We start from the raw sequence: 17,830 nt of genomic DNA, 5'->3' as shown, positions 1-17,830 counted from the left end.
ACCGCCATGGAAGGAACCGAACCCGCCGGCTACCGGCGGATCGGCGAGCGCCGCTACCGCGAGGTGGTCGGGCGCTACTACGAGGAGTTCGAGGTCGGCGAGGTGGTCGAGCACCGCCCCGGACGGACCGTCACCGAGCTCGACAACGTACTGATGAGCATGCTGAGCATGAACGACGCCCCGCTGCACATCGACGCCGCCTACAGCGCCCACACCCCCTGGGGGAAGCCGATCGTCTCCAGCCTGGTGACGCTCAGCATCGTCGGCGGGATGACCGCCCGCTCGACGAGCGGGCGCACCATCGCCAACCTGGGCTGGGAGAACATCCGGATGACCCACCCGGTGTTCACCGGCGACACCCTCTACGCGGAGACCGAGACCCTCGCCAAGCGGCTCTCCAAGAGCCGCGACGGGCAGGGCATCGTGAGCTGCCGCACCACCGGGACGAAGTCCACCGGCGAGCCCGTCGTGGTGTTCGACCGCAGCTTCCTCGTCCCGCTGCGCGGCCACGGCCTGGACGAGGTCGCCGGGTACTGACGCCGTGCCCCGTCGTGGCGCGGCACCGGGCCCGGCGGCTGAAGCCGTCGGGCCCGGTGCCTCCGGACGCCCGGTCCGGATCGGGTGCGGAGCTACCGGCGGGCGCCCTCAGCGGCCCGGCGTCAGCCGGTAGGGGTCCGGGGCGGAGCCCATGTCCGGCTCCGGCTCGTACGCCCCGTCCTGCGGGTGGCGGCGGGCCGCGGCGCGCCCCGGGCGGACCGGCCACCAGATGCCGCGGCCGAACAGCGCGGCCAGCGCGGGCACCAGCACCACCGACAGCAGGAAGGCGGACAGCAGGATGCCGAGCGCCAGCGCGAAGCCGACCTGACGGCTCGCCGGGGTGGCGGCGAGGGTGGCGAAGGAGCCCGCCAGCACCAGGCCCGCCGTCGCGATGGCCGGGGCGGTGTGCCGCACCGCCCGGGCCACGGCCGCGCGGGCCGGCCCCGGCTGCTCCATCTCCTCCCGGATCCGGTCGCTGATCAGGATGTTGTAGTCGGTGCCGAGCGCGACGACGAACAGGAAGAGCACCAGCGGGAGCGTGAAGTTGACGCCCGGCTTGTCCAGGCCGTGCTGGAAGAGCAGCGCCGAGGCGCCGAGCGTGGCCGCGAAGCAGAGGCCGACGGAGACCATCAGCACCACCGGCGCCAGCAGGCTGCGCAGCAGCATCAGCAGGATCAGCGCGATCAGCGCGGCCGCGACCGGGAAGACGAGCCGCAGGTCGTGGTCGACGGCCTTCGAGATGTCGGCGAAGACCGCCGGGGTGCCTCCGACGTGGGCCGTCGTCCCGGCGGGCGTGTGCGCGGCGACGGCGGCCCGCAGCGGCCCCGAGACCACGTCACGGGCCTGCTGGGACTGCGGGTCCGCGGTCAGGTAGAGGTCGATCCGGGCGGCCCGCCGGTCGTCGGCGAGGGCGGTCCCCGCCACCTGCCCCACGCCCGCGACCTGTCCGAGCGCGCGGGACAGGCCGTCGAACCGGTCCGCGCTGAGCGTGCCGCCGTCCTTGGCGGTGAGGTAGACGGTGGTCGGGTCCGACACACCGGCCGGCAACGCGCGGGAGATCTCGGCCGCGGTGGCGGCGGCGGCCGTGCGCGGGCCTTCGGCGCCCTGGCCGTAGTCCATCCGGATCCCGACCGTCCCGAGGGCCAGCGCGCCCAGTGCGGCGACGGAGGCCACCGCCAGGGCCAGCGGCCGGCGCGCCACCAAACCGCCCAGCCGGGCCGACACGCCCTCGCGCTGCCGGCTCTGGAGCGCACGGGAGGGCCAGAACATCCCGCGTCCGCAGGCCGCCAGCAGGGCGGGCATCAGCGTCAGGCTGCCCAGCAGCATGACCAGGACCGAGACGGCGATGGCCGGGCCGAGCACCCGGAACTGCCCGAAGCTCGCCACCCCGAGCGTGGCGAAGGCCGCCACGATGGTCAGCGCCGCCGAGGTGATCGCCGTGCCCACCCGCCCAGAGACCTCCGCGGCCACGACCCGGACGGGCGTTTCGGGTCGCGCCCGCAGCTGCTCGCGGAAGCGGAACAGCAGGAACAGCAGGTAGTCGATCCCGATGCCGATCAGGACCACCTGGATCAGCGACGGGGTGCTCGGGTCGATCCTGATCCCGGTGAGCATCGCGGCGCCGACCACCGCGCCCAGTGCCACGCCACCGATCAGGGCGACCGCGAGCAGCGGCAGCAGGGCCGCCAGCACGCTGCGGAACACCAGCACGTTGAGCAGCACGATCAGCCCCATGGTGAGGGCTCCCATGACCTTCGCCATGGTCTTCCCGTCGTCCTTGGTGTCCACCGTGCCGGCCAGACCGCCGGTGAAACCGGTGCGCAGCCCCGCGTCGTCGAACTGGGCCCGCGCCGAGTCCCGGAAGGCCCGGAAGAGGTCCTGCATCCCCGGCTCCTCGGGGTTGCCGACCAACCCGACGGAGAGCAGCTCGAAGCTCTTGTCCGGTGCCACCATCGCCGGGGAGACCGCGGGGGTCTGCGAGTGGTCCCGCGCCAGGAAGGACGGCCCGTCCTCCTCCTTGGGCTTCGGCATGGTGACCCGCTGCCGGCCCAGCTTCTCGGCCAGGGTGCCGATCCGCTGGTGGTCCGCGGCGCTGAGCGGGCCGCCGTCCGAGCGGGCGACCAGCACGGTCACCGTGTCGGCGTCGGGCTTCACGCCGAACCTGTCCTCGGCGATCTTCAGGGCGGCGGCCGAGTCGTAGCTCGCGGGCAGGAAGTCGCCGACCCGGGTCTGTGTGACGCGGAAGATCAGCGCCCCGCTCAGGGCGGTCAGCGCGACACCCAGCACCGTCCAGAGGGCGATGACCTTCCATGGGTTTCTCGTCGAGAATCCGGTCAGGGCGCGGATCAAAGTGTTCTCCTGCGTGTCGACTTGCGGGTGGACTCGGCACCGGGTTCCCGGCCGGTCTCCAGACGATCACGCGGCACCCCCCGGATTCGTCCGGGCACAGGATGAACGGAAGCGGGGCCCCAGGGTCCGGCAGCCGTCCGGGACCAGGACCGTGGTCCCGGTCCCGGACCCGCCTCAGGGGCCCCGTCGCGGCCGGTCGGCCGGTGCCAGAATGGGTCGATCACCACAGCCCGGCCGCGCCGCACCGGTCCGGCGGGCCACGAGCAGGGAGACGCACAGATGCGCCGGCGCCGACACCCCGAGCAGCCGATCTCCGGCGGGCCGCCGGCCTCCGACAGGCTGCCGGGCGCCGACAGGCCGAAGGGCGGCGACGCGGTGCCGTGGACGCGTGACGACGCGCTGGTCGCCGTCGCCGCGGCCGCCCTGGACCTGGTCGGCTACTCGCTCGGCAGCGTGAGTGGCGACGGTGGGCCCGGAGGCGGCGGTGCCACGGCGCTCGGCGTCGTCCTCATCGTGCTGCCGGCCCTGCCGCTGCTCTTCCGGCGCAGCCACCCGGTGTCGGCGCTCGCGGCCGTACTGGCCCTGGGCGCGGCGGAGAACCTCTCCGCACCGCCGTCGACCCACTTCGGCTTCGCCCTCTCGGTGGCCCTGTACTCGGTGGCCAGGGTCCGCACCGCCCCGGTGACGGCGCTGATGTCCGGCGCGACGGCGGTGGTGACGCTGCTGAACCAGAGCCACGGGCGGCTCCCCACGGGGGCGAACGTCCTCTCCGCCGTCCTCGCGGTCGCGGTCGTGGTCGGCACGGCCGTCGTGGTCAACCGCTGGCAGCAGCAGGTGGCGGCCCATCGCAGGCTGCTCGCCGACCGTGCGGTGGCCGAGGAACGACGCCGCATCGCACGGGAGTTGCACGACATCGTGGCCCACCACATCACCACCATGCAGCTGATGGCCGGCGGCGCCCGGGCCAACCTCGGGGGCGACACCGAGGTGGTCCGCGACGCCCTGGTGACCCTCGAGTCCTCCGGGCGGATGGCCCTGCGCGAGATGCGCCAGCTCCTCGACGTCCTGCGGGCCGACGAGGAGCCCGAGGCCGTGCCGAGCCCGCCCCAGCCCGGCGCCGACGACCTCGACCGCATCGTCGACGAGTCCCGGCTGGCCGGCCTGCCGACCGAGTTCGAGGTCAGCGGCCGCCCGCGACCGCTGCCCCCGACGGTGGGCCTGACCGTCTTCCGGATCGTCCAGGAGTCCCTCACCAACACCCGCAAGCACGCCGGCCCGGCCAGTGCCCACGTCCGGCTGACGTACCGTCCGGACCGGGTCACCGTCGAGGTGCGCGACGACGGCGCGGGCACCGGGACGGGCCCGGCCGGGGCCGCGGGCGGAACCACCGCCGGGGCGGCGGCCCGGACCGGGCACGGCCTGATCGGCATGCGCGAACGCGTCACGCTGCACGGCGGCACCCTGGAGACCGGCGGGCTCGCCACCGGCGGCTACCGGGTGGCCGCCAGCCTGCCGCTGGCCCCGGGCGAGGCGGAGGAGGCGCTCCGCTGATCCCGGCCCTCACTCCTCGCGGTGGACGTCCACCAGCACCTTGCCGATGGTCTCCCGCGCGGCCATCGCCCGGTGCGCCCCGGCCACCCCGGACAGCGGGACGGTCCGGTCGATCCGCGCCACCACCCGCTTCTCGGCGGCGAGCCGGAACAGGTGGTCGGCGACGCCCTCGAACAGCGCCCGGTCCGTCAGCACGTGCTTGAGCCAGAAGCCCTGGGCGCCCGCCGAGCGCTCGGTCAGCTCGCCCATCGTGAAGGCGTCCTCCACCCCGCCGCGCGCCCCGACCGACACCAGCCGCCCGAAGGGCGCCAGTCCGGCCAGCCCGGCGCGCAGCACCGGGCCGCCGACCGAGTCGAGGAACAGGTCCAGCCCGCCCGATTCCGCGAGCCGCCCGGCCAGGTCGGGGTCGGCCGGGTCGAGCACGGTGTCGGCGCCCAGCGAGAGCAGGTACTCCCGCTTCTCCGGGGTGGAGGACAGGGCGACCACCCGGCTCGCGCCCAGCTCCCTGGCCAGCTGCACCGCCAGGTGCCCGACCCCGCCGGCGGCCGCGCTCACCCCGACGGCGTCGCCCGGCCGCAGCCGCCCTGCCAGGGTCAGCGCGCCGTAGGCCGTCGCCCCCTGCTCCAGCAGCCCCAGCGCCTGCTCGTCGTCCACGCCGTCCGGCACCTCCACCGTGTGCGCCGCCTCGGGCGCGGCCACGTGGGCGTACCCGCCGCCGGTGCGCAGCAGCGCGACGACCCTCCGGCCGTCCTCCCGGCGCCGCCCAACCACGTCGACGCCGAGCACCGCCGGCAGCGGGAACCTGAGGTACTCGCCGGTGCGGCACTCCAGGTCGGCGTAGTTGAGCCCGGCCAGGGTGACGTCGACCAGCACCCGGCCCGGGCCGGCCTCCGGTTCCGGCACCGTCTCGACGCTCAGCTCCTCCGGGCCGCCGTAGCGGTGGATCAGCGCGGCGCGCATCATTCCGTTCTCCTCCAGGTCGGGACTCATCCGGCGAACAGCGCGAGCAGGGCGCCCTCCAGGGCGCGGGCGGCCTCCGGGCCCTCGGCGACCGCGCAGTACATCACCGAGCCGTCGGCGGGCCCGAAGTCGGAGCTGAACAGCACGCCGGTGCCGCTCTCCCGGTCGAAGGCCAGCCCGGCCGCGCCGATCGCCGCCACCGCCTCGGCGAAGGACGGCACCTTGAGGCCGGCCAGCTCCAGGAGGTGGCGCGAGCCGCGGTGCTCGGGGCGCAGCAGGCGGCCGGCGTAGGCGTGGTGCAGGTGGCTGGAGCCGGTGAGCCGCGCGTTGGTCTCGTGGAAGTAGATCTCGCCCTCGGGGGTCAGCACGGCGTCCGCGCTGACCGTGCCCCGGTAGCCGATCACCCGCAACGCCTCGCACAGCCGGGCGGCCTCGCGGACGAGTTCGTCCCGCGCTCCGGCGTCCGGGGTGACCGGCGGGGTGATCTCCCCGACCACCACCGGCCGCATGACCATCTCGCCGCAGCCGGAGAGCACGGCGCCCGTGTCCCCGATGACGAACTCGGCGTACAGCGGCGCCGAGTCGGCGAAGTACCGCTCCACCACGACCCGCTGGCCGCGTCCGCCGGTCAGCCAGGTCCACCGCTCGGCCACGTACGCTGCCACCGCCGCCCGGTCCGGCAGCGGCACCACCCGCTCGGCGCCGACCGGCTCCACCTTCTCGTCCCGGGCGAGGATCTCGTTGCCGAGGCCGCCCGCCTGGTACTCGACCTTCACCATCACGCTGTGCCCCCGCGCCAGCAGGTCCTCGATCGCGGCCTCGACCTCCGCGGGCGAGCCGGCCACCCGCCCGGGCGGGATCGGCACCCCGGCGCCGGCGGCCAGCGCCCGGAACCCCGCCTTGCTGTTGACCAGGGCGTTGCCGCCCTGCGCGGCGAAGGGCCGGCCGGGCATGGCGTGCCCGATCCCGAGCGCTTCCGCCAGCTCGGCCACCGCGCCGTTCGGCGAGACGGCCAGCACCTCGTCGACGGTGCGCCCGTCCAGCGCGCGGCGCAGCTCGGCGCGGAAGCCCGGGTCGGCCAGCCGGTCGGCGGTGAGCACCTGGTCGCCGTGGGCGCCGGGCGGCGGCACCACGAAGGCCAGGCTGTCGGCCCGTACGCCGGTCAGCCCGGTGACGTACGCCAGGTACTCCGGGTCGGGCCCCCAGGGCAGCACCAGGACGTCCCCGTCCTCGGCCCACCAGAGCATCCGCTGCGCCCCGCACCCGGCGAACAGCAGCTCCGCCGGCGGCGTCCCGGCGAGGTCCCCGACCATCTCCTCGGTGCGGTTGTTCGCGATGCAGAGCGTCGTCATCTGGTGAACCCTTCCGGCCTTCGCCGCTGTTGCGGCCCTGGTCCCACGTGCGGCACGGGTGTGGCGTGCGCTACCGGTGTAGCGCACCGGGGTTGTTCTGGTTCGGCCCTCGGTCATTGAACAAAACACCGAACAACCGGCGGCCCTCCGACCCGTGCCGGTCACCCCCCGGAGCGGGCACCGCCCCAGCAGGGCGCACCGGCCCCAGGAGTACCGTGGGTGTGCTGTTCGACCGTCCCGGTCCGTCCGACCCGACCGGCCCGGCTCCATCCGCAGAGAGGGTACGAACTCCCATGACCACCACCGTCGCCGCCTACGCCGTGCCGGCCCCCAAGGCCCCGCTGGAACGTACGACCATCGCGCGCCGCGCGGTCGGCGAGCACGACGTGCTGATCGACATCGCCTTCGCCGGCATCTGCCACTCCGACATCCACCAGGCCCACGAGGGCTGGGGCCGGGCGGTCTTCCCCATGGTGCCCGGGCACGAGATCGCGGGCGTCGTCGCCGAGGTCGGCCCCGGCGTCACCGGCTTCGCGGTCGGCGACCGGGTCGGCGTCGGCTGCATGGTCGACTCCTGCCGCACCTGCGACAACTGCCGGGCCGGCCTGGAGCAGTACTGCGACGAGGGCCCGGTGTGGACGTACAACGCCGTCGGCAAGGACGGCCGGCCCACGTACGGCGGCTACGCCAAGACCGTGGTCGTCGACGAGAACTACGTGGTCCGCGTCCCCGAGGCGCTGCCGCTGGACAAGGCCGCGCCGCTGCTGTGCGCGGGCATCACCACCTACTCCCCGCTGCGGCACTGGAACGCGGGCCCCGGGAAGCGGGTCGCCGTGGTGGGCCTCGGCGGGCTCGGCCACATGGGCGTGCAGATAGCCCACGCGCTCGGCGCCGAGGTCACCGTGCTGTCCCAGTCGCTGCGCAAGAAGGACGACGGCCTGCGGCTGGGCGCCGACCACTACTTCGCCACCAGCGACCCGGCGACCTTCCAGAGCCTCGCGGGCACCTTCGATCTCATCCTCAACACCGTCTCCGCGCCGATCGACTTCGCCGCCTACTTCTCCCTGCTGCGCACCGACGGGGCGATGGTCAACGTCGGCCTCCCGGAGGAGCCGCTGGAGGTCGACATCCGGGCGCTGGGCGGCCGGCGGCGCAGCATGAGCTCCTCGGGCATCGGCGGCATCGCCGAGACCCAGGAGATGCTGGACTTCTGCGCCGAGCACGGCGTGGCGGCCGAGATCGAGCTGATCGGTGCCGAGAGGATCAACGAGGCGTACGAGCGGGTCCTCTCCAGCGACGTCCGCTACCGCTTCGTCATCGACACCGCCACCATCTGACGACCGGCCGGGCCGGGCCCCTTCGGAGGGGCCGTGCGACCGATCCTGGCCACCGGGGCCGCCGGCCGCGTCGTCCGGCGGCACGCCGACCGCTTCACCGGCTGACGACGGCCTCCCGCGGTCCGGGCCGCGGGAGGCCGTCGTCAGCTCAGCCGGGGATCAACGCCCCTGGAGGCGCTTGACGTTGTCGCCGAAGCTCCAGCCCTTCGAGCCGTCCCAGTTGATCGACCACGTCATCAGACCCTTCAGCGAACCGCTGAAGGCGTTCCACGCCTGGCCGACCGACCCCGGGTCCATGTAGCCGCCGCCCGCGCCGGGCTGGGCCGGCAGGCCGGGCACCTGCTTGTCGTACGGCACCCTGATGGTGGTGCCCTGGATGGTCAGTCCGTTGTTCAGGCAGGTGGTCTGCGCGGTGAAGCCCTGCACGGTGCCGGCCTGGTAGGAGTCGCCGGAGCAGCCGTACATGCTGCCGTTGTAGTACTGCATGTTCAGCCACCACAGCTGGCCGTTGTCGGCGTACTTCTTGACGATCGGCAGGTAGGCGCCCCAGATCGACCCGTAGTTGACGCTGCCGCCGGTGACGTACGCGGTCTCGGGGGCCATCGTCAGGCCGAAGCCCGCGGGCATCTGGGCCAGCACGCCGTCGATGATGCGGATCAGGTTGGCCTGGGAGGCGGACAGCGTGTTGATGTTGCCGCTGCCGGACAGGCCGGTCTCGATGTCGATGTCGATCCCGTCGAAGTTGTACTTCTTGAGGATCGGGACGACGGTCGCCACGAACTTGTCGGCCACCGTGCTGGAGCTCAGGTCGATGCCCGCGGCGGCGCCGCCGATCGACATCAGGATCGTCGCCCCGGCCGCCTTGGCCTGGCACATCTCGGCGGGGGTGGAGACCTTGACGTTGCTGTCCATGCCGTCCTGCCACAGCACGGTGCCGTCCGAGAGGATCACCGGGAAGGCGGCGTTGATGACGTTGTAGCCGTGTGCGGCCATCCGGCTGTCCGTGATGGGGACCCAGCCCATGCCGGGGTGGACGCCGTTCAGGGCGCCGTCCCAGTTCTCCCAGTAGCCCTGGAGGACCTTGCCCGACGGCTTGGGCTTCGTGGGGCAGGTGTCGCTCGGCGGCGTCGTGGTGGGCGGCGTCGTCGTCGGAGGCGTGGTGGTGGGCGGGGTGCTGGTCGGCGGTGTCGTCGTCGGCGGCGTGCTGGTCGGCGGCGCGGTGGTCGGGGTGGGGCTGGGGCTGCTGCCGCCGGGGCCGGTGAGCACCACGTCGTCCGCGTAGAACGCGGGCTGCCCGTACCAGCCGTGCAGGAAGACGGTCACCGAGGTGGTGTTCGCCCCGGTGGTGAAGCCGACGCTGAGCTGGCTGTACGAGGGGCTGCTCGCCGTCCAGGTGGAGGCGTTGGTGACGCCGGTGCCGGTGGCGCCCAGGTAGACGTAGCTGCCCTGGACGTAGGCGCTCAGCGTGTACTGGGAGTTGGGCTGCACGCTGATGGTCTGGGTGCACTGGGCGGTGTCCTGGCCGGTCGGCGTGGCCTGGAGCGCCGAGGCGCCGGCGTGCACCGGGCTGCCGACGGCCGCGCCGGAGCCGCCGGAACAGGTCCAGTCGGAGAGCCCGTTCTCGAACCCGGGGTTGGACACCAGGTTGGGGGTGGCGGCGCCGGCCGTGACGGTGCCCGCCACGGCGATGCCGGCGCCGATCACGGCGGCGGCGCTCACCCCGGCGAGGGAACGCGTCAGGACGCTCGACCCGTGCCGGGCGCGGCCGGTGCGGGGGGCCTGCGACGCGCGTTCCACGGGCGCCTGCTGCGGGCGTGGACGACTCGGCCTTCGACGGAACATGTGGTGCTCCCTTCCCGCCGAGCGCCATGGACATGACCGACGCGTGGGGGCGCGACGCCCGGCTTGGGTGAGGTGGGGGGACATGTGGGGCTGTGCCGGTCCGGATCGTAGGAGGGGCGGCGGGGCCCGTCAATAGGTCTGGACCATTTAAGGTCTGGACCAATCCCCCGGGGAGCGCCGAACCCCCGTACGGTCGGCGCTCCGGGTCGCGGTCGACCTGACGCCGGCCGACGGGGGTCGGCAGGGTGGATCAGACGGCCGGCCCGGCGGTCATCAGCGCCGTGATCTCCTCGGCCAGCTCCGGGCCGAGCTCGCCCCAGCCCTCCTTGTAGCCGTACACGCCGGCCAGGGTGCGGGCCTCGTAGTCGCCGTTCAGGATCTCGATGTCGTCGGCGGTGATGAGCGCCGGGTGGGCGACGCCGACGGCCGACGAGACCTTCATCAGCTCCTTGCGCAGGGTGCGCAGGTAGGCGGCGGCCCGGTCGGCCTTCGACGTCGGGTCCAGGCCGCGGGCGAGCCACGCGTTCTGGGTCGCGATGCCGGTGGGGCACTTGTCGGTGTGGCACTTCTGCGCCTGGATGCAGCCGATCGACAGCATCGCCTCCCGGGCCACGTTGATCATGTCGGCGCCCAGGGCGAAGGCGACCGCGGCGTTCTCGGGCAGGCCGAGCTTGCCGGAGCCGATGAAGGTCAGGTCGTCGGTCAGCCCCAGCTCGGCGAAGGTGCCGTAGACCCGGGAGAAGCCCATCCGGAACGGCAGCGACACCGAGTCGGCGAACATCCGCGGCGCCGCGCCGGTGCCGCCCTCGCCGCCGTCGACCGTCACGAAGTCGACCCCGCGGTCGCCGCGGGCCATCAGCGTGGCGAGCTCCTGCCAGAAGCCCAGCTCCCCCACCGCGCTCTTGACCCCGACCGGCAGGCCGGTCTCGGTGGCGATCAGCTCGACGAAGTCCAGCATCGAGTCGACGTCGCCGAACGCGGTGTGCCGCGACGGGGAGGCGCAGTCCTGGCCGACCGGGATGCCGCGGATCCCGGCGATCTCCGGGGTCACCTTCGCGCCCGGCAGCATGCCGCCCAGCCCCGGCTTGGCGCCTTGGGAGAGCTTGATCTCTATCGCCTTGACGGGGGCGCCGGCGACGACCTCCTTGAGCTTGTCGAGGTTGAAGGCGCCGTTCTCGTCGCGGCAGCCGAAGTACGCCGTCCCGAGCTGGAGGACGAGGTCACCGCCGTTGCGGTGGTACGGCGAGAGGCCGCCCTCGCCGGTGTTGTGCATCGTGCCCGCCAGCGCCGCGCCCTTGTTGAGCGCCGTGACGGCCGCGCCGGAGAGCGAGCCGAAGCTCATCGCCGAGATGTTCACCACGCTGGCCGGCCGGAAGGCCTTGGCGCGGCCGCGCGGCCCGCCAAGCACCTTGGCCGAGGGCAGCGGTGCCTGCGGGTCGTGGGCGTCGGGGAGGGCACCGGCGAAGGTGCGCTGCTTCAGGTAGGCGTGCCCCTGGACGTGCTCGACGTCGACCTCGGTGCCGAAGCCGAAGTAGTTGTTCTCCTCCTTCGCCGACGCGTAGATCCAGGTGCGCTGGTCACGGCTGAAGGGGCGCTCCTCCTCGTTGGAGGTCACGATGTACTGCCGCAGCTCCGGCCCGATCGTCTCCAGGAGGTAGCGGGCGTGGCCGACCACCGGGAAGTTCCGGAGGAGCGCGTGCCTCTTCTGGACGAGGTCGCGGGCCGCCAGGACTGCCACCGCTGTCGCGGCGACCGCGCCGATCTTCCGGGCTTGCATGAACGTTCCTCCTAGATGCACGACTCCAGCGTCTGCGGTGGAGTCGTGGTGCCGTGTGGGTGTCGGACGGCGATCCCCCCGGCCACAGCGGCCAAGCGGGCGGCACCGTCCGTCGGAGAATCCGACACGATGGTAAAAGGCCACCCGGACAGGCAAACGGCCAGGGGGTACGGCTGCCGCTCCGGCGGCGGGCCCACCGCCGGAGGCCGAGCGCCGCGGCGGAGCGAAGAACTCCGCCGCGAACGCCCCCGACTCCTCACCCGGACCTGCCGGTTCAGCCGGAGTCACACCGCCGGACACCCGCCGCAGCGGACGTCAGCCCGGACCCCGTACGGCCCCCGGCAGGCGGTCTCAGTAGAACCAGACCGAGAGCCGGGCCGTGGTCGGGGCCACGTCGCAGAAGTAGCTGACCGCCTCCCCCCGGGCCACGTAGGCCCGGCCGGCGGCGTCGCACGCGGCGCCGCTCGGGTACATGCCGATGTAGGTGTATCCGGTCGTCCTCGTCGTGGACGCCTGGGCGGCGGGAGCGGCCGCCAGGCCACCCGCAACCGTCAGCAGTCCGGCCAGGGCCATGGTGGAAACCGCTGTGCGCAATGCCATCTCGGTGGATCCTCCCTCGGGCGAGAACGCCGGAGTCCGCTTCCCGGCGCTCGGCGGCGAGCCTTCCGGAATCCCGGATTCGGGGCAATGGTAGAGACCAATTTGGCAGAAAACAGCCCACCGGCACGGCCTGGACCGTCGCCGCTGCCGCACCACGACGGAGGGGCTGTCCCCGAGCGGGACAGCCCCTCCGCGGGCACGGTCGTCAGCGGGCTGCTACCGGCCGGCCAGCGGGGCCAGGGAGCCGGGGTAGAGGTACTGCTGCGGGGGGATCGTCGTGCCGTGGGCCCAGGCGTCGAAGAAGCCCTTGAGGTCCTTGCCGGAGACCTTCGCGGCGAGGGCCTCGAACTGGGGGAAGGAGGCGTTGCCGTAGGCGTGGTCGGCGGTCCAGCGCTTGAGGGTGCCGAAGAACGCGTCGTCCCCGACGGTGCGCCGCAGGGCGTGCATCATCAGCGAGCCCTTGAAGTAGAGGGCCGGGGCGAGTTCCTTGCCCTGGCCCGGGTCGTACAGCTTGGTGGACCAGAACTCCGGCTTGTTCCGGTTCTCCTGGACGGTGGGGGCGTAGAAGCCGGTGTCGAGGTCGCTGCCCTGGTGTTCGTCCCACAGCTGGTTGGCGTACTGGGCGACGCATTCGGCGATGCAGCCGTCGCGCCAGTCGGTGAACGAGACGCTGTCGCCGAACCACTGATGGGAGATCTCGTGGACCGCCGCGGCGTCCCAGAAGTAGTTGGTGTAGGTGGGCCGGCTCTGGGTCTCCAGGTCCGGCGCGCCGGTACCCGACTCCTTGGTCCAGCTGCGGACGATGGCGCCCGCGGAGGAGAACGGGTACGGGCCGAACCTGGAGGCCAGGAAGGCGATGATCTCCGGCTGCTGGGCCTCCGTCGCCTTGGCCACGTCGTCGATCGGCACGTCCGGGCCGTAGGCGGTGATGACCGGTGTCCCGTCGGCCAGTTCCGAGCGGTGGACGGTGAACCTGTCGATGGCGACGGTGCTGAGGTACGTCGCCATCGGCTTGTCCTCGCGCCAGCGGAAGGTCGTCGAGCCGTCCTTGCCGGTGGTCGGGCCGGGCCGGCCGTTGCCGATGGCCGTCCAGCCGTCGGGGACGGTCGCGGTGAGCGAGAAGGTGGCCTTGTCGGACGGGTGGTCGTTGGACGGGAACCAGGAGGTCGCGCCGTGCGGCTCGCCCATCGCGTTGACGCCGCCGGACACCAGCTGGTGCCAGCCCTCGGGGTCGGGCTTGCCCGCGTACACGACCCGTACGGCGAAGGTGGCGCCGCCGGCCACCCGGCGGGCGGGCTCGATGTCCAGCTTGTGCTCGCCGGAGCGGGAGAACGACCTGGCCGGGGCGCCGTTCACGGTGACCGAGGCGACCTGGAAGCCCTTCAGATCCAGGGAGAGGCGGTCGAGGGGGCGCAGGGCCCGGGCGGTGACGGTGGTGTCGCCGTCCAACCGGTCGGGGTGCGCCGGGTCGTAGGCGATCCGGACGTCGTAGTTCGCCACGTCGTAGCCGGTGTTGCCGTCCTCGGGGAAGTACGGGTCCCCGATGCCGGCCGCTCCCGCGGGGGCGGCGGTCAGGGCGACGCCGAGGGCGGTGGCGGCCGCGACCAGGGTGGCGGCCTTGCGGCGGTGGTGGCTCAGTGGTGCGCGCATCTGTGGCTCCTGGAGACGACGGGGAATCAGGGTCGGGCCGTGGCAGCGGAGGCGGCGTACTGCCACACCACGCCGATCAGCGCGTTGGTGCTGGTCGCCTGCGTCGCGGGGTCGACGTTGGCGAGGTCGTCGCACGCGCTGTGGAGGCAGTCCGAGACGCCGCTGCTGAAGCCGGACGTCGGGATGCCGGCCTTCCCGAACGACTCGGTGTCGGAGCTGTCCAACGGGATGTCGAAGGTGGCGAAGCCCCGGCTGCCGAACCAGTTCTCGAAGGCCTTGAAGGCCGCGGCCCCGCCGTTCTTCTCGTCCTTCACCACGAGGTACTGCTGGAGGTTCTTGCTGCCCGCCTGGTCGAGGTTGAGGTACAGGTCGATGGCCTTGCGGTCGTCGGCGGACAGGTTCTTGACGTAGTCCGCCGAGCCGACCAGCCCCGCCTCCTCCGCTCCCCACCAGGCGAAGCGCAGGTGCCGCTCGGGCTTCAGCTTGGCCTTGGCGACCTGGAGGGCGGTGGTCAGGACGGCCGCCGAGCCGGAGCCGTTGTCGTTGATCCCCGGGCCCATCGGGACGCTGTCCAGGTGGGCGCCGGAGAGCAGCACGTGGTCCGGGTCGCCGCCCGGCCAGTCGGCGATCAGGTTGTAGCCGTCCTTGCCGTCGTGGGAGAAGCGGCGCAGCTGCGTCTGGAAGCCGGCCCGGTCCAGCGCCCGCTTCACGTACGCCACCGACTCCGCGTACCCCCGGGTGCCGTGCGCGCGGTTGCCGCCGTTGTGGTCCGCGATCCGTTGCAGAGCCTGGAGGTGCGGCATCACCTCCGCCGCCGTGACGGTCGGCGCGGCGGCGGGAACGGCCGTGGCGGCGGCGGGGGTCGGCCCCTGGGTGGCGGCCGTCGCCGCGACGGCGGGGACGGTGGAGAGCAGCAGGGCCGCCCCGAGGGCGCGGGCGGTGAGGGACACCGGACGGGAGGAGGGCATCAGGCGGGCGCCTTTCGCAGCAGGGTCCGGGACACGTGCCCCGGCGGATTCCCCCACCCTGGTCCGGAGATGTCAGGAACTTGTCGGGAGGCCGTCCCGAACCGGTGGGGGTGCCCTCCGAAGGCGCTTTACGATCATGGTCATGTGCGCACACGTCGTGGTTGCCGAGGACGATCCCAAGCAGGCGGACCTGGTCCGGCTGTACCTGGAACGGGAGGGTCATCACGTCGTCGTCGTCCACGACGGCCGCTCCGCGCTGGAGGAGGCCCGCCGAGGCCCGACCCAACTCCTGGTCCTCGACGTGATGATGCCCGTCATGGACGGGCTCGACGTCTGCCGCGCCCTGCGCGTCGAATCCGCCGTCCCGGTGCTGATGCTGACCGCCCGCACCGGCGAGGAGGACCTGCTGCTCGGCCTCGACCTCGGCGCCGACGACTACCTCACCAAGCCGTACAGCCCCCGGGAACTCGTCGCCCGGGTCCGCGCCCTGCTGCGCCGCGGCTCCCGACCCCTGCCCCAGTCCCTGCCCCTGGACTCCGCCACGCCCCCGGCCACGCCGACCGCGCCGCAGCCGGGCGTGCTGACCGCCGGGGCCCTCACCGTCGACCCGCTGCGCCACGAGATCACCGCCGACGGACGGCCCGTCAGCTGCACCCCCGGCGAGTTCCGGCTGCTGGAGGTGCTGGCCGCCCAGCCCGGCCGGGTCTTCACCCGCGCCCAGCTGCTGGAGCAGCTGCACGGCATCGACCGGTACATCACCACCCGCACCGTCGACACCCACGTGATGAACCTGCGCCGCAAGATCGAGCCCCAACCACGGCGCCCCACCCGGCTCCTGACGGTCTACGGCATCGGCTACAAGCTCGCCGAGGAGCCGCACGGTGCGTCGTGACGCCCCTCCCCGCCGGACGCTGCTGCTCCGGCTGCTCGCCCTCTCCGCCCTGGTCTCCCTCTGCTCCATCGCCGCGACGGCCTGGCTGACGGCCCGCACCACGACGGGCGCGATCCGGCAGGAGCAGCACCAGGTCCTAGCGGACCAGGTCCGGATCTACCACGAACTGCTCGGCTACGCCGCGACCCACCCCGACTGGACGGGCGCGGAGCCGACCGTCCGGAGGCTCGCGGCCGACACCGGGCAGCGCATCCTGCTGGCCACGCCGCGCTTCGACCCGGTCATCGACTCGGCGGCGGCCACACCCGCCGCGGCCCCCTCGGCCACCGCCGCCCGGGACACCGCCGCCGGCCGAACAGCCCTGCCCCGTACGCCCACCACCACCGTCGACCCGCTCTCGGTCGACCTCGCCATGCTGCCCGACGCCCCCGCCGACCGGATCGACGCCCGCGCCCTGGGCCCGTTCCGGATGACGGCCGCCGAGCGCGCCGCCATGGAGGAAGCCGCCCGGGACCGCGCCGACTGCCTGCGGTCGGCCCTGGGCGTCGAGCCGACCGTCACCGACGACGCCGCCGGACACCCCGTGGTGAACGTCCCCGGCGGCCAGGCCGCCTCGGGTGTGCGCTGCGCGTCGCCGCAGGTGCTGGACGCCCCGACCGGCACCGAGAGCGCCGCTCTCGCCGACCTCACCGGGCTGGTCAACGCCTGCCTGGAGCGCCAGCGGATCCGGCCCGTCCAGCTGTCCCTGTCCCTGCGGTGGACCCCGTCCCTCGACCGGGAGCAGGACCAGGTGGTCTCCGCCTGCCTCGCCAACTCCCGTCGCCAGCAGCTCGTCCGGTACGTGGCTCCGCCCGTGCTGCTGTTCGTCGGCGCGCCCTCCGGCACGGCGGAGCCGGCCCCCGTCCTGTCCGCGCCCCACCGCGGGCGGGTCGTCGAGGTCGCCGCGCTGGTGCTGGCCGTCACCGTGGCGATCACCACGGCGGTCGGCCTGCGGCTCTCCCGACCGCTGAACGCCCTCACCCGGGCCGCCCGGCGGATGGCCGACGGGGACCTCTCCGCCCGGGTGACCGCGACCGGCCGGGACGAGATCGCCGGACTCGCCGCCGCCTTCAACGCCATGGCGGAGCGCCGCGAACAGCTGGAGGAGCTGCGCCGCGCGATGGTGGGCGACATCGCGCACGAGCTGCGAACCCCGCTGAGCAACATCCGCGGCTGGCTGGAGGCCGTCGAGGACGGCGTCGTCACCGCCGACGGCGCCCTGACGAGTTCGCTGCTGGAGGAGGCCCTGCTGCTCCAGCACCTGATCGACGACCTGCGGGACCTCGCCGCCGCCGACGCCGGCGAACTCGCCCTGCACCGCGAGCCCGTGGACGCCGAGGACCTGCTCGCCCAGGCCGCCACCGCGCACGGCGCCCTGGCGCAGGCGTCGGGCGTGACCCTGGTCGTCGACACGGACACCGCCACGGCCCGGTACGAGCTGTCCGCCGACCCGGTACGCCTGCGCCAGATGGTCGGCAACCTGGTGGCCAACGCCGTCCGCCACACCCCGGCGGGCGGCACCGTCACCCTGCGGACCCGTCCGGAGGCCGACGCCCTGCTCATCGAGGTCGCCGACACCGGCAACGGCATCGCCCCGGCGGACCTGCCGCTGGTCTTCGAACGGTTCTGGCGGGCCGAGAAGTCCCGCAACCGCCAGAGCGGCGGCAGCGGCCTCGGCCTCGCCATCGTCCGCAAACTCGCCGAACTCCACGGCGGCGCCGTCCACGCGGCCAGCACCCCCGGCACCGGCTCGGTGTTCACCGTATGCCTCCCCGCACGGCGGCCGCCCCACCGGAGGCCCTCGGCAGCGGACGGAGCGGTGGAAACCGGGGAATCACCTGACACTCCGGAACGCCCCGTCATACCGGGGTACTACAGCGGACTTGGCGCCCCTGTATGACGGCGTCCGCCCCGCCTCGCCCGTACCGTCGCCCGTGTCGAAAGCGACGACGGAAACCGAACGAGGGGGAGACGAC

The 17,830-nt window shown here is 73.5% G+C and carries 13 protein-coding genes; 5 read left to right on the top strand and 8 right to left on the bottom strand.

Going from position 1 to position 17,830, the window contains the following annotated elements:
• Positions 1-6: 6 nt before the first annotated feature.
• The gene (locus ACFCY1_RS00980; protein WP_049655810.1) at positions 7-537 is read left to right on the top strand and encodes a MaoC family dehydratase; all 531 of its coding nucleotides are present in this window, start codon (positions 7-9) and stop codon (positions 535-537) included.
• Between the two features lie 108 nt (positions 538-645).
• On the opposite strand, the gene ACFCY1_RS00975 is transcribed toward ACFCY1_RS00980, so the two are convergent.
• Complete coding sequence (locus tag ACFCY1_RS00975) at positions 646-2,886, bottom strand: MMPL family transporter (RefSeq protein ID WP_375873051.1); 2,241 nt, start codon at positions 2,884-2,886, stop codon at positions 646-648.
• 279 nt (positions 2,887-3,165) lie between these two features.
• Between ACFCY1_RS00975 and ACFCY1_RS00970 the strand changes: the two genes are divergently transcribed.
• Positions 3,166-4,437, top strand: a complete 1,272-nt coding sequence (locus tag ACFCY1_RS00970) for a sensor histidine kinase (protein ID WP_375873050.1) — start codon at positions 3,166-3,168, stop codon at positions 4,435-4,437.
• Between the two features lie 9 nt (positions 4,438-4,446).
• On the opposite strand, the gene ACFCY1_RS00965 is transcribed toward ACFCY1_RS00970, so the two are convergent.
• Positions 4,447-5,427, bottom strand: a complete 981-nt coding sequence (locus tag ACFCY1_RS00965; protein ID WP_259316347.1) for a zinc-binding dehydrogenase — start codon at positions 5,425-5,427, stop codon at positions 4,447-4,449.
• On the bottom strand, positions 5,424-6,749 hold the full coding sequence (locus tag ACFCY1_RS00960) for a peptide ligase PGM1-related protein (RefSeq protein WP_375873049.1): 1,326 nt from the start codon (positions 6,747-6,749) through the stop codon (positions 5,424-5,426). The genes ACFCY1_RS00965 and ACFCY1_RS00960 overlap by 4 nt, the downstream gene beginning before the upstream one ends.
• Before the next feature lie 293 nt (positions 6,750-7,042).
• Between ACFCY1_RS00960 and ACFCY1_RS00955 the strand changes: the two genes are divergently transcribed.
• Positions 7,043-8,086, top strand: coding sequence for an NAD(P)-dependent alcohol dehydrogenase (locus ACFCY1_RS00955; RefSeq protein WP_375873048.1), 1,044 nt, complete (start codon positions 7,043-7,045; stop codon positions 8,084-8,086).
• A 159-nt stretch (positions 8,087-8,245) separates the two neighbouring features.
• Here the strand turns inward: ACFCY1_RS00955 and ACFCY1_RS00950 are convergent, their stop codons facing one another.
• The 5 genes from ACFCY1_RS00950 to ACFCY1_RS00930 all read right to left on the bottom strand — a co-directional run bounded on the left by ACFCY1_RS00950 (position 8,246) and on the right by ACFCY1_RS00930 (position 14,923).
• Entirely contained in the window at positions 8,246-9,805 is a 1,560-nt protein-coding gene (locus ACFCY1_RS00950; protein WP_375873047.1) for a carbohydrate binding domain-containing protein, read from the bottom strand.
• A 373-nt stretch (positions 9,806-10,178) separates the two neighbouring features.
• On the bottom strand, positions 10,179-11,705 hold the full coding sequence (locus ACFCY1_RS00945) for an FMN-binding glutamate synthase family protein (RefSeq protein WP_375873046.1): 1,527 nt from the start codon (positions 11,703-11,705) through the stop codon (positions 10,179-10,181).
• A 351-nt stretch (positions 11,706-12,056) separates the two neighbouring features.
• Positions 12,057-12,305 carry a hypothetical protein gene (locus ACFCY1_RS00940; RefSeq protein WP_049651741.1) on the bottom strand — a complete coding sequence of 83 codons (249 nt, stop codon included), beginning with the start codon at positions 12,303-12,305 and terminating at the stop codon, positions 12,057-12,059.
• 216 nt (positions 12,306-12,521) lie between these two features.
• Positions 12,522-13,955, bottom strand: coding sequence for a M1 family metallopeptidase (locus ACFCY1_RS00935; protein ID WP_375873045.1), 1,434 nt, complete (start codon positions 13,953-13,955; stop codon positions 12,522-12,524).
• Between the two features lie 26 nt (positions 13,956-13,981).
• Positions 13,982-14,923, bottom strand: a complete 942-nt coding sequence (locus tag ACFCY1_RS00930; RefSeq protein WP_375873044.1) for a M20/M25/M40 family metallo-hydrolase — start codon at positions 14,921-14,923, stop codon at positions 13,982-13,984.
• Positions 14,924-15,065: 142 nt separating this feature from the next.
• On the opposite strand from ACFCY1_RS00930, the gene ACFCY1_RS00925 reads away from it, so the two are divergent.
• Together ACFCY1_RS00925 and ACFCY1_RS00920 are read left to right on the top strand one after the other, a co-directional pair.
• Positions 15,066-15,815 carry a response regulator transcription factor gene (locus tag ACFCY1_RS00925; protein WP_375873043.1) on the top strand — a complete coding sequence of 250 codons (750 nt, stop codon included), beginning with the start codon at positions 15,066-15,068 and terminating at the stop codon, positions 15,813-15,815.
• Positions 15,805-17,754 carry a sensor histidine kinase gene (locus ACFCY1_RS00920; RefSeq protein ID WP_375873042.1) on the top strand — a complete coding sequence of 650 codons (1,950 nt, stop codon included), beginning with the start codon at positions 15,805-15,807 and terminating at the stop codon, positions 17,752-17,754. Before ACFCY1_RS00925 ends, ACFCY1_RS00920 begins: the two co-directional genes overlap by 11 nt.
• The last annotated feature ends 76 nt before the right edge of the window (positions 17,755-17,830 follow it).

The sequence above is a fragment of the Kitasatospora sp. NPDC056273 genome, assembly GCF_042268845.1.
Classification (GTDB): domain Bacteria; phylum Actinomycetota; class Actinomycetes; order Streptomycetales; family Streptomycetaceae; genus Kitasatospora.
Note: the sequence above shows the minus strand (reverse complement) of the source record. Positions and strands in the feature narration are given on the sequence as shown.

What these genes read in the sequence shown, in the direction of transcription:
- ACFCY1_RS00980 (WP_049655810.1), top strand. Translation starts at nt 7, where the DNA reads ATGGAAGGAACCGAACCCGCCGGCTACCGGCGGATCGGCGAGCGCCGC.
- ACFCY1_RS00970 (WP_375873050.1), top strand. Translation starts at nt 3,166, where the DNA reads ATGCGCCGGCGCCGACACCCCGAGCAGCCGATCTCCGGCGGGCCGCCG.
- ACFCY1_RS00965 (WP_259316347.1), bottom strand. Translation starts at nt 5,427, where the DNA reads ATGAGTCCCGACCTGGAGGAGAACGGAATGATGCGCGCCGCGCTGATC.
- ACFCY1_RS00960 (WP_375873049.1), bottom strand. Translation starts at nt 6,749, where the DNA reads ATGACGACGCTCTGCATCGCGAACAACCGCACCGAGGAGATGGTCGGG.
- ACFCY1_RS00955 (WP_375873048.1), top strand. Translation starts at nt 7,043, where the DNA reads ATGACCACCACCGTCGCCGCCTACGCCGTGCCGGCCCCCAAGGCCCCG.
- ACFCY1_RS00945 (WP_375873046.1), bottom strand. Translation starts at nt 11,705, where the DNA reads ATGCAAGCCCGGAAGATCGGCGCGGTCGCCGCGACAGCGGTGGCAGTC.
- ACFCY1_RS00940 (WP_049651741.1), bottom strand. Translation starts at nt 12,305, where the DNA reads ATGGCATTGCGCACAGCGGTTTCCACCATGGCCCTGGCCGGACTGCTG.
- ACFCY1_RS00935 (WP_375873045.1), bottom strand. Translation starts at nt 13,955, where the DNA reads ATGCGCGCACCACTGAGCCACCACCGCCGCAAGGCCGCCACCCTGGTC.
- ACFCY1_RS00930 (WP_375873044.1), bottom strand. Translation starts at nt 14,923, where the DNA reads ATGCCCTCCTCCCGTCCGGTGTCCCTCACCGCCCGCGCCCTCGGGGCG.
- ACFCY1_RS00925 (WP_375873043.1), top strand. Translation starts at nt 15,066, where the DNA reads ATGTGCGCACACGTCGTGGTTGCCGAGGACGATCCCAAGCAGGCGGAC.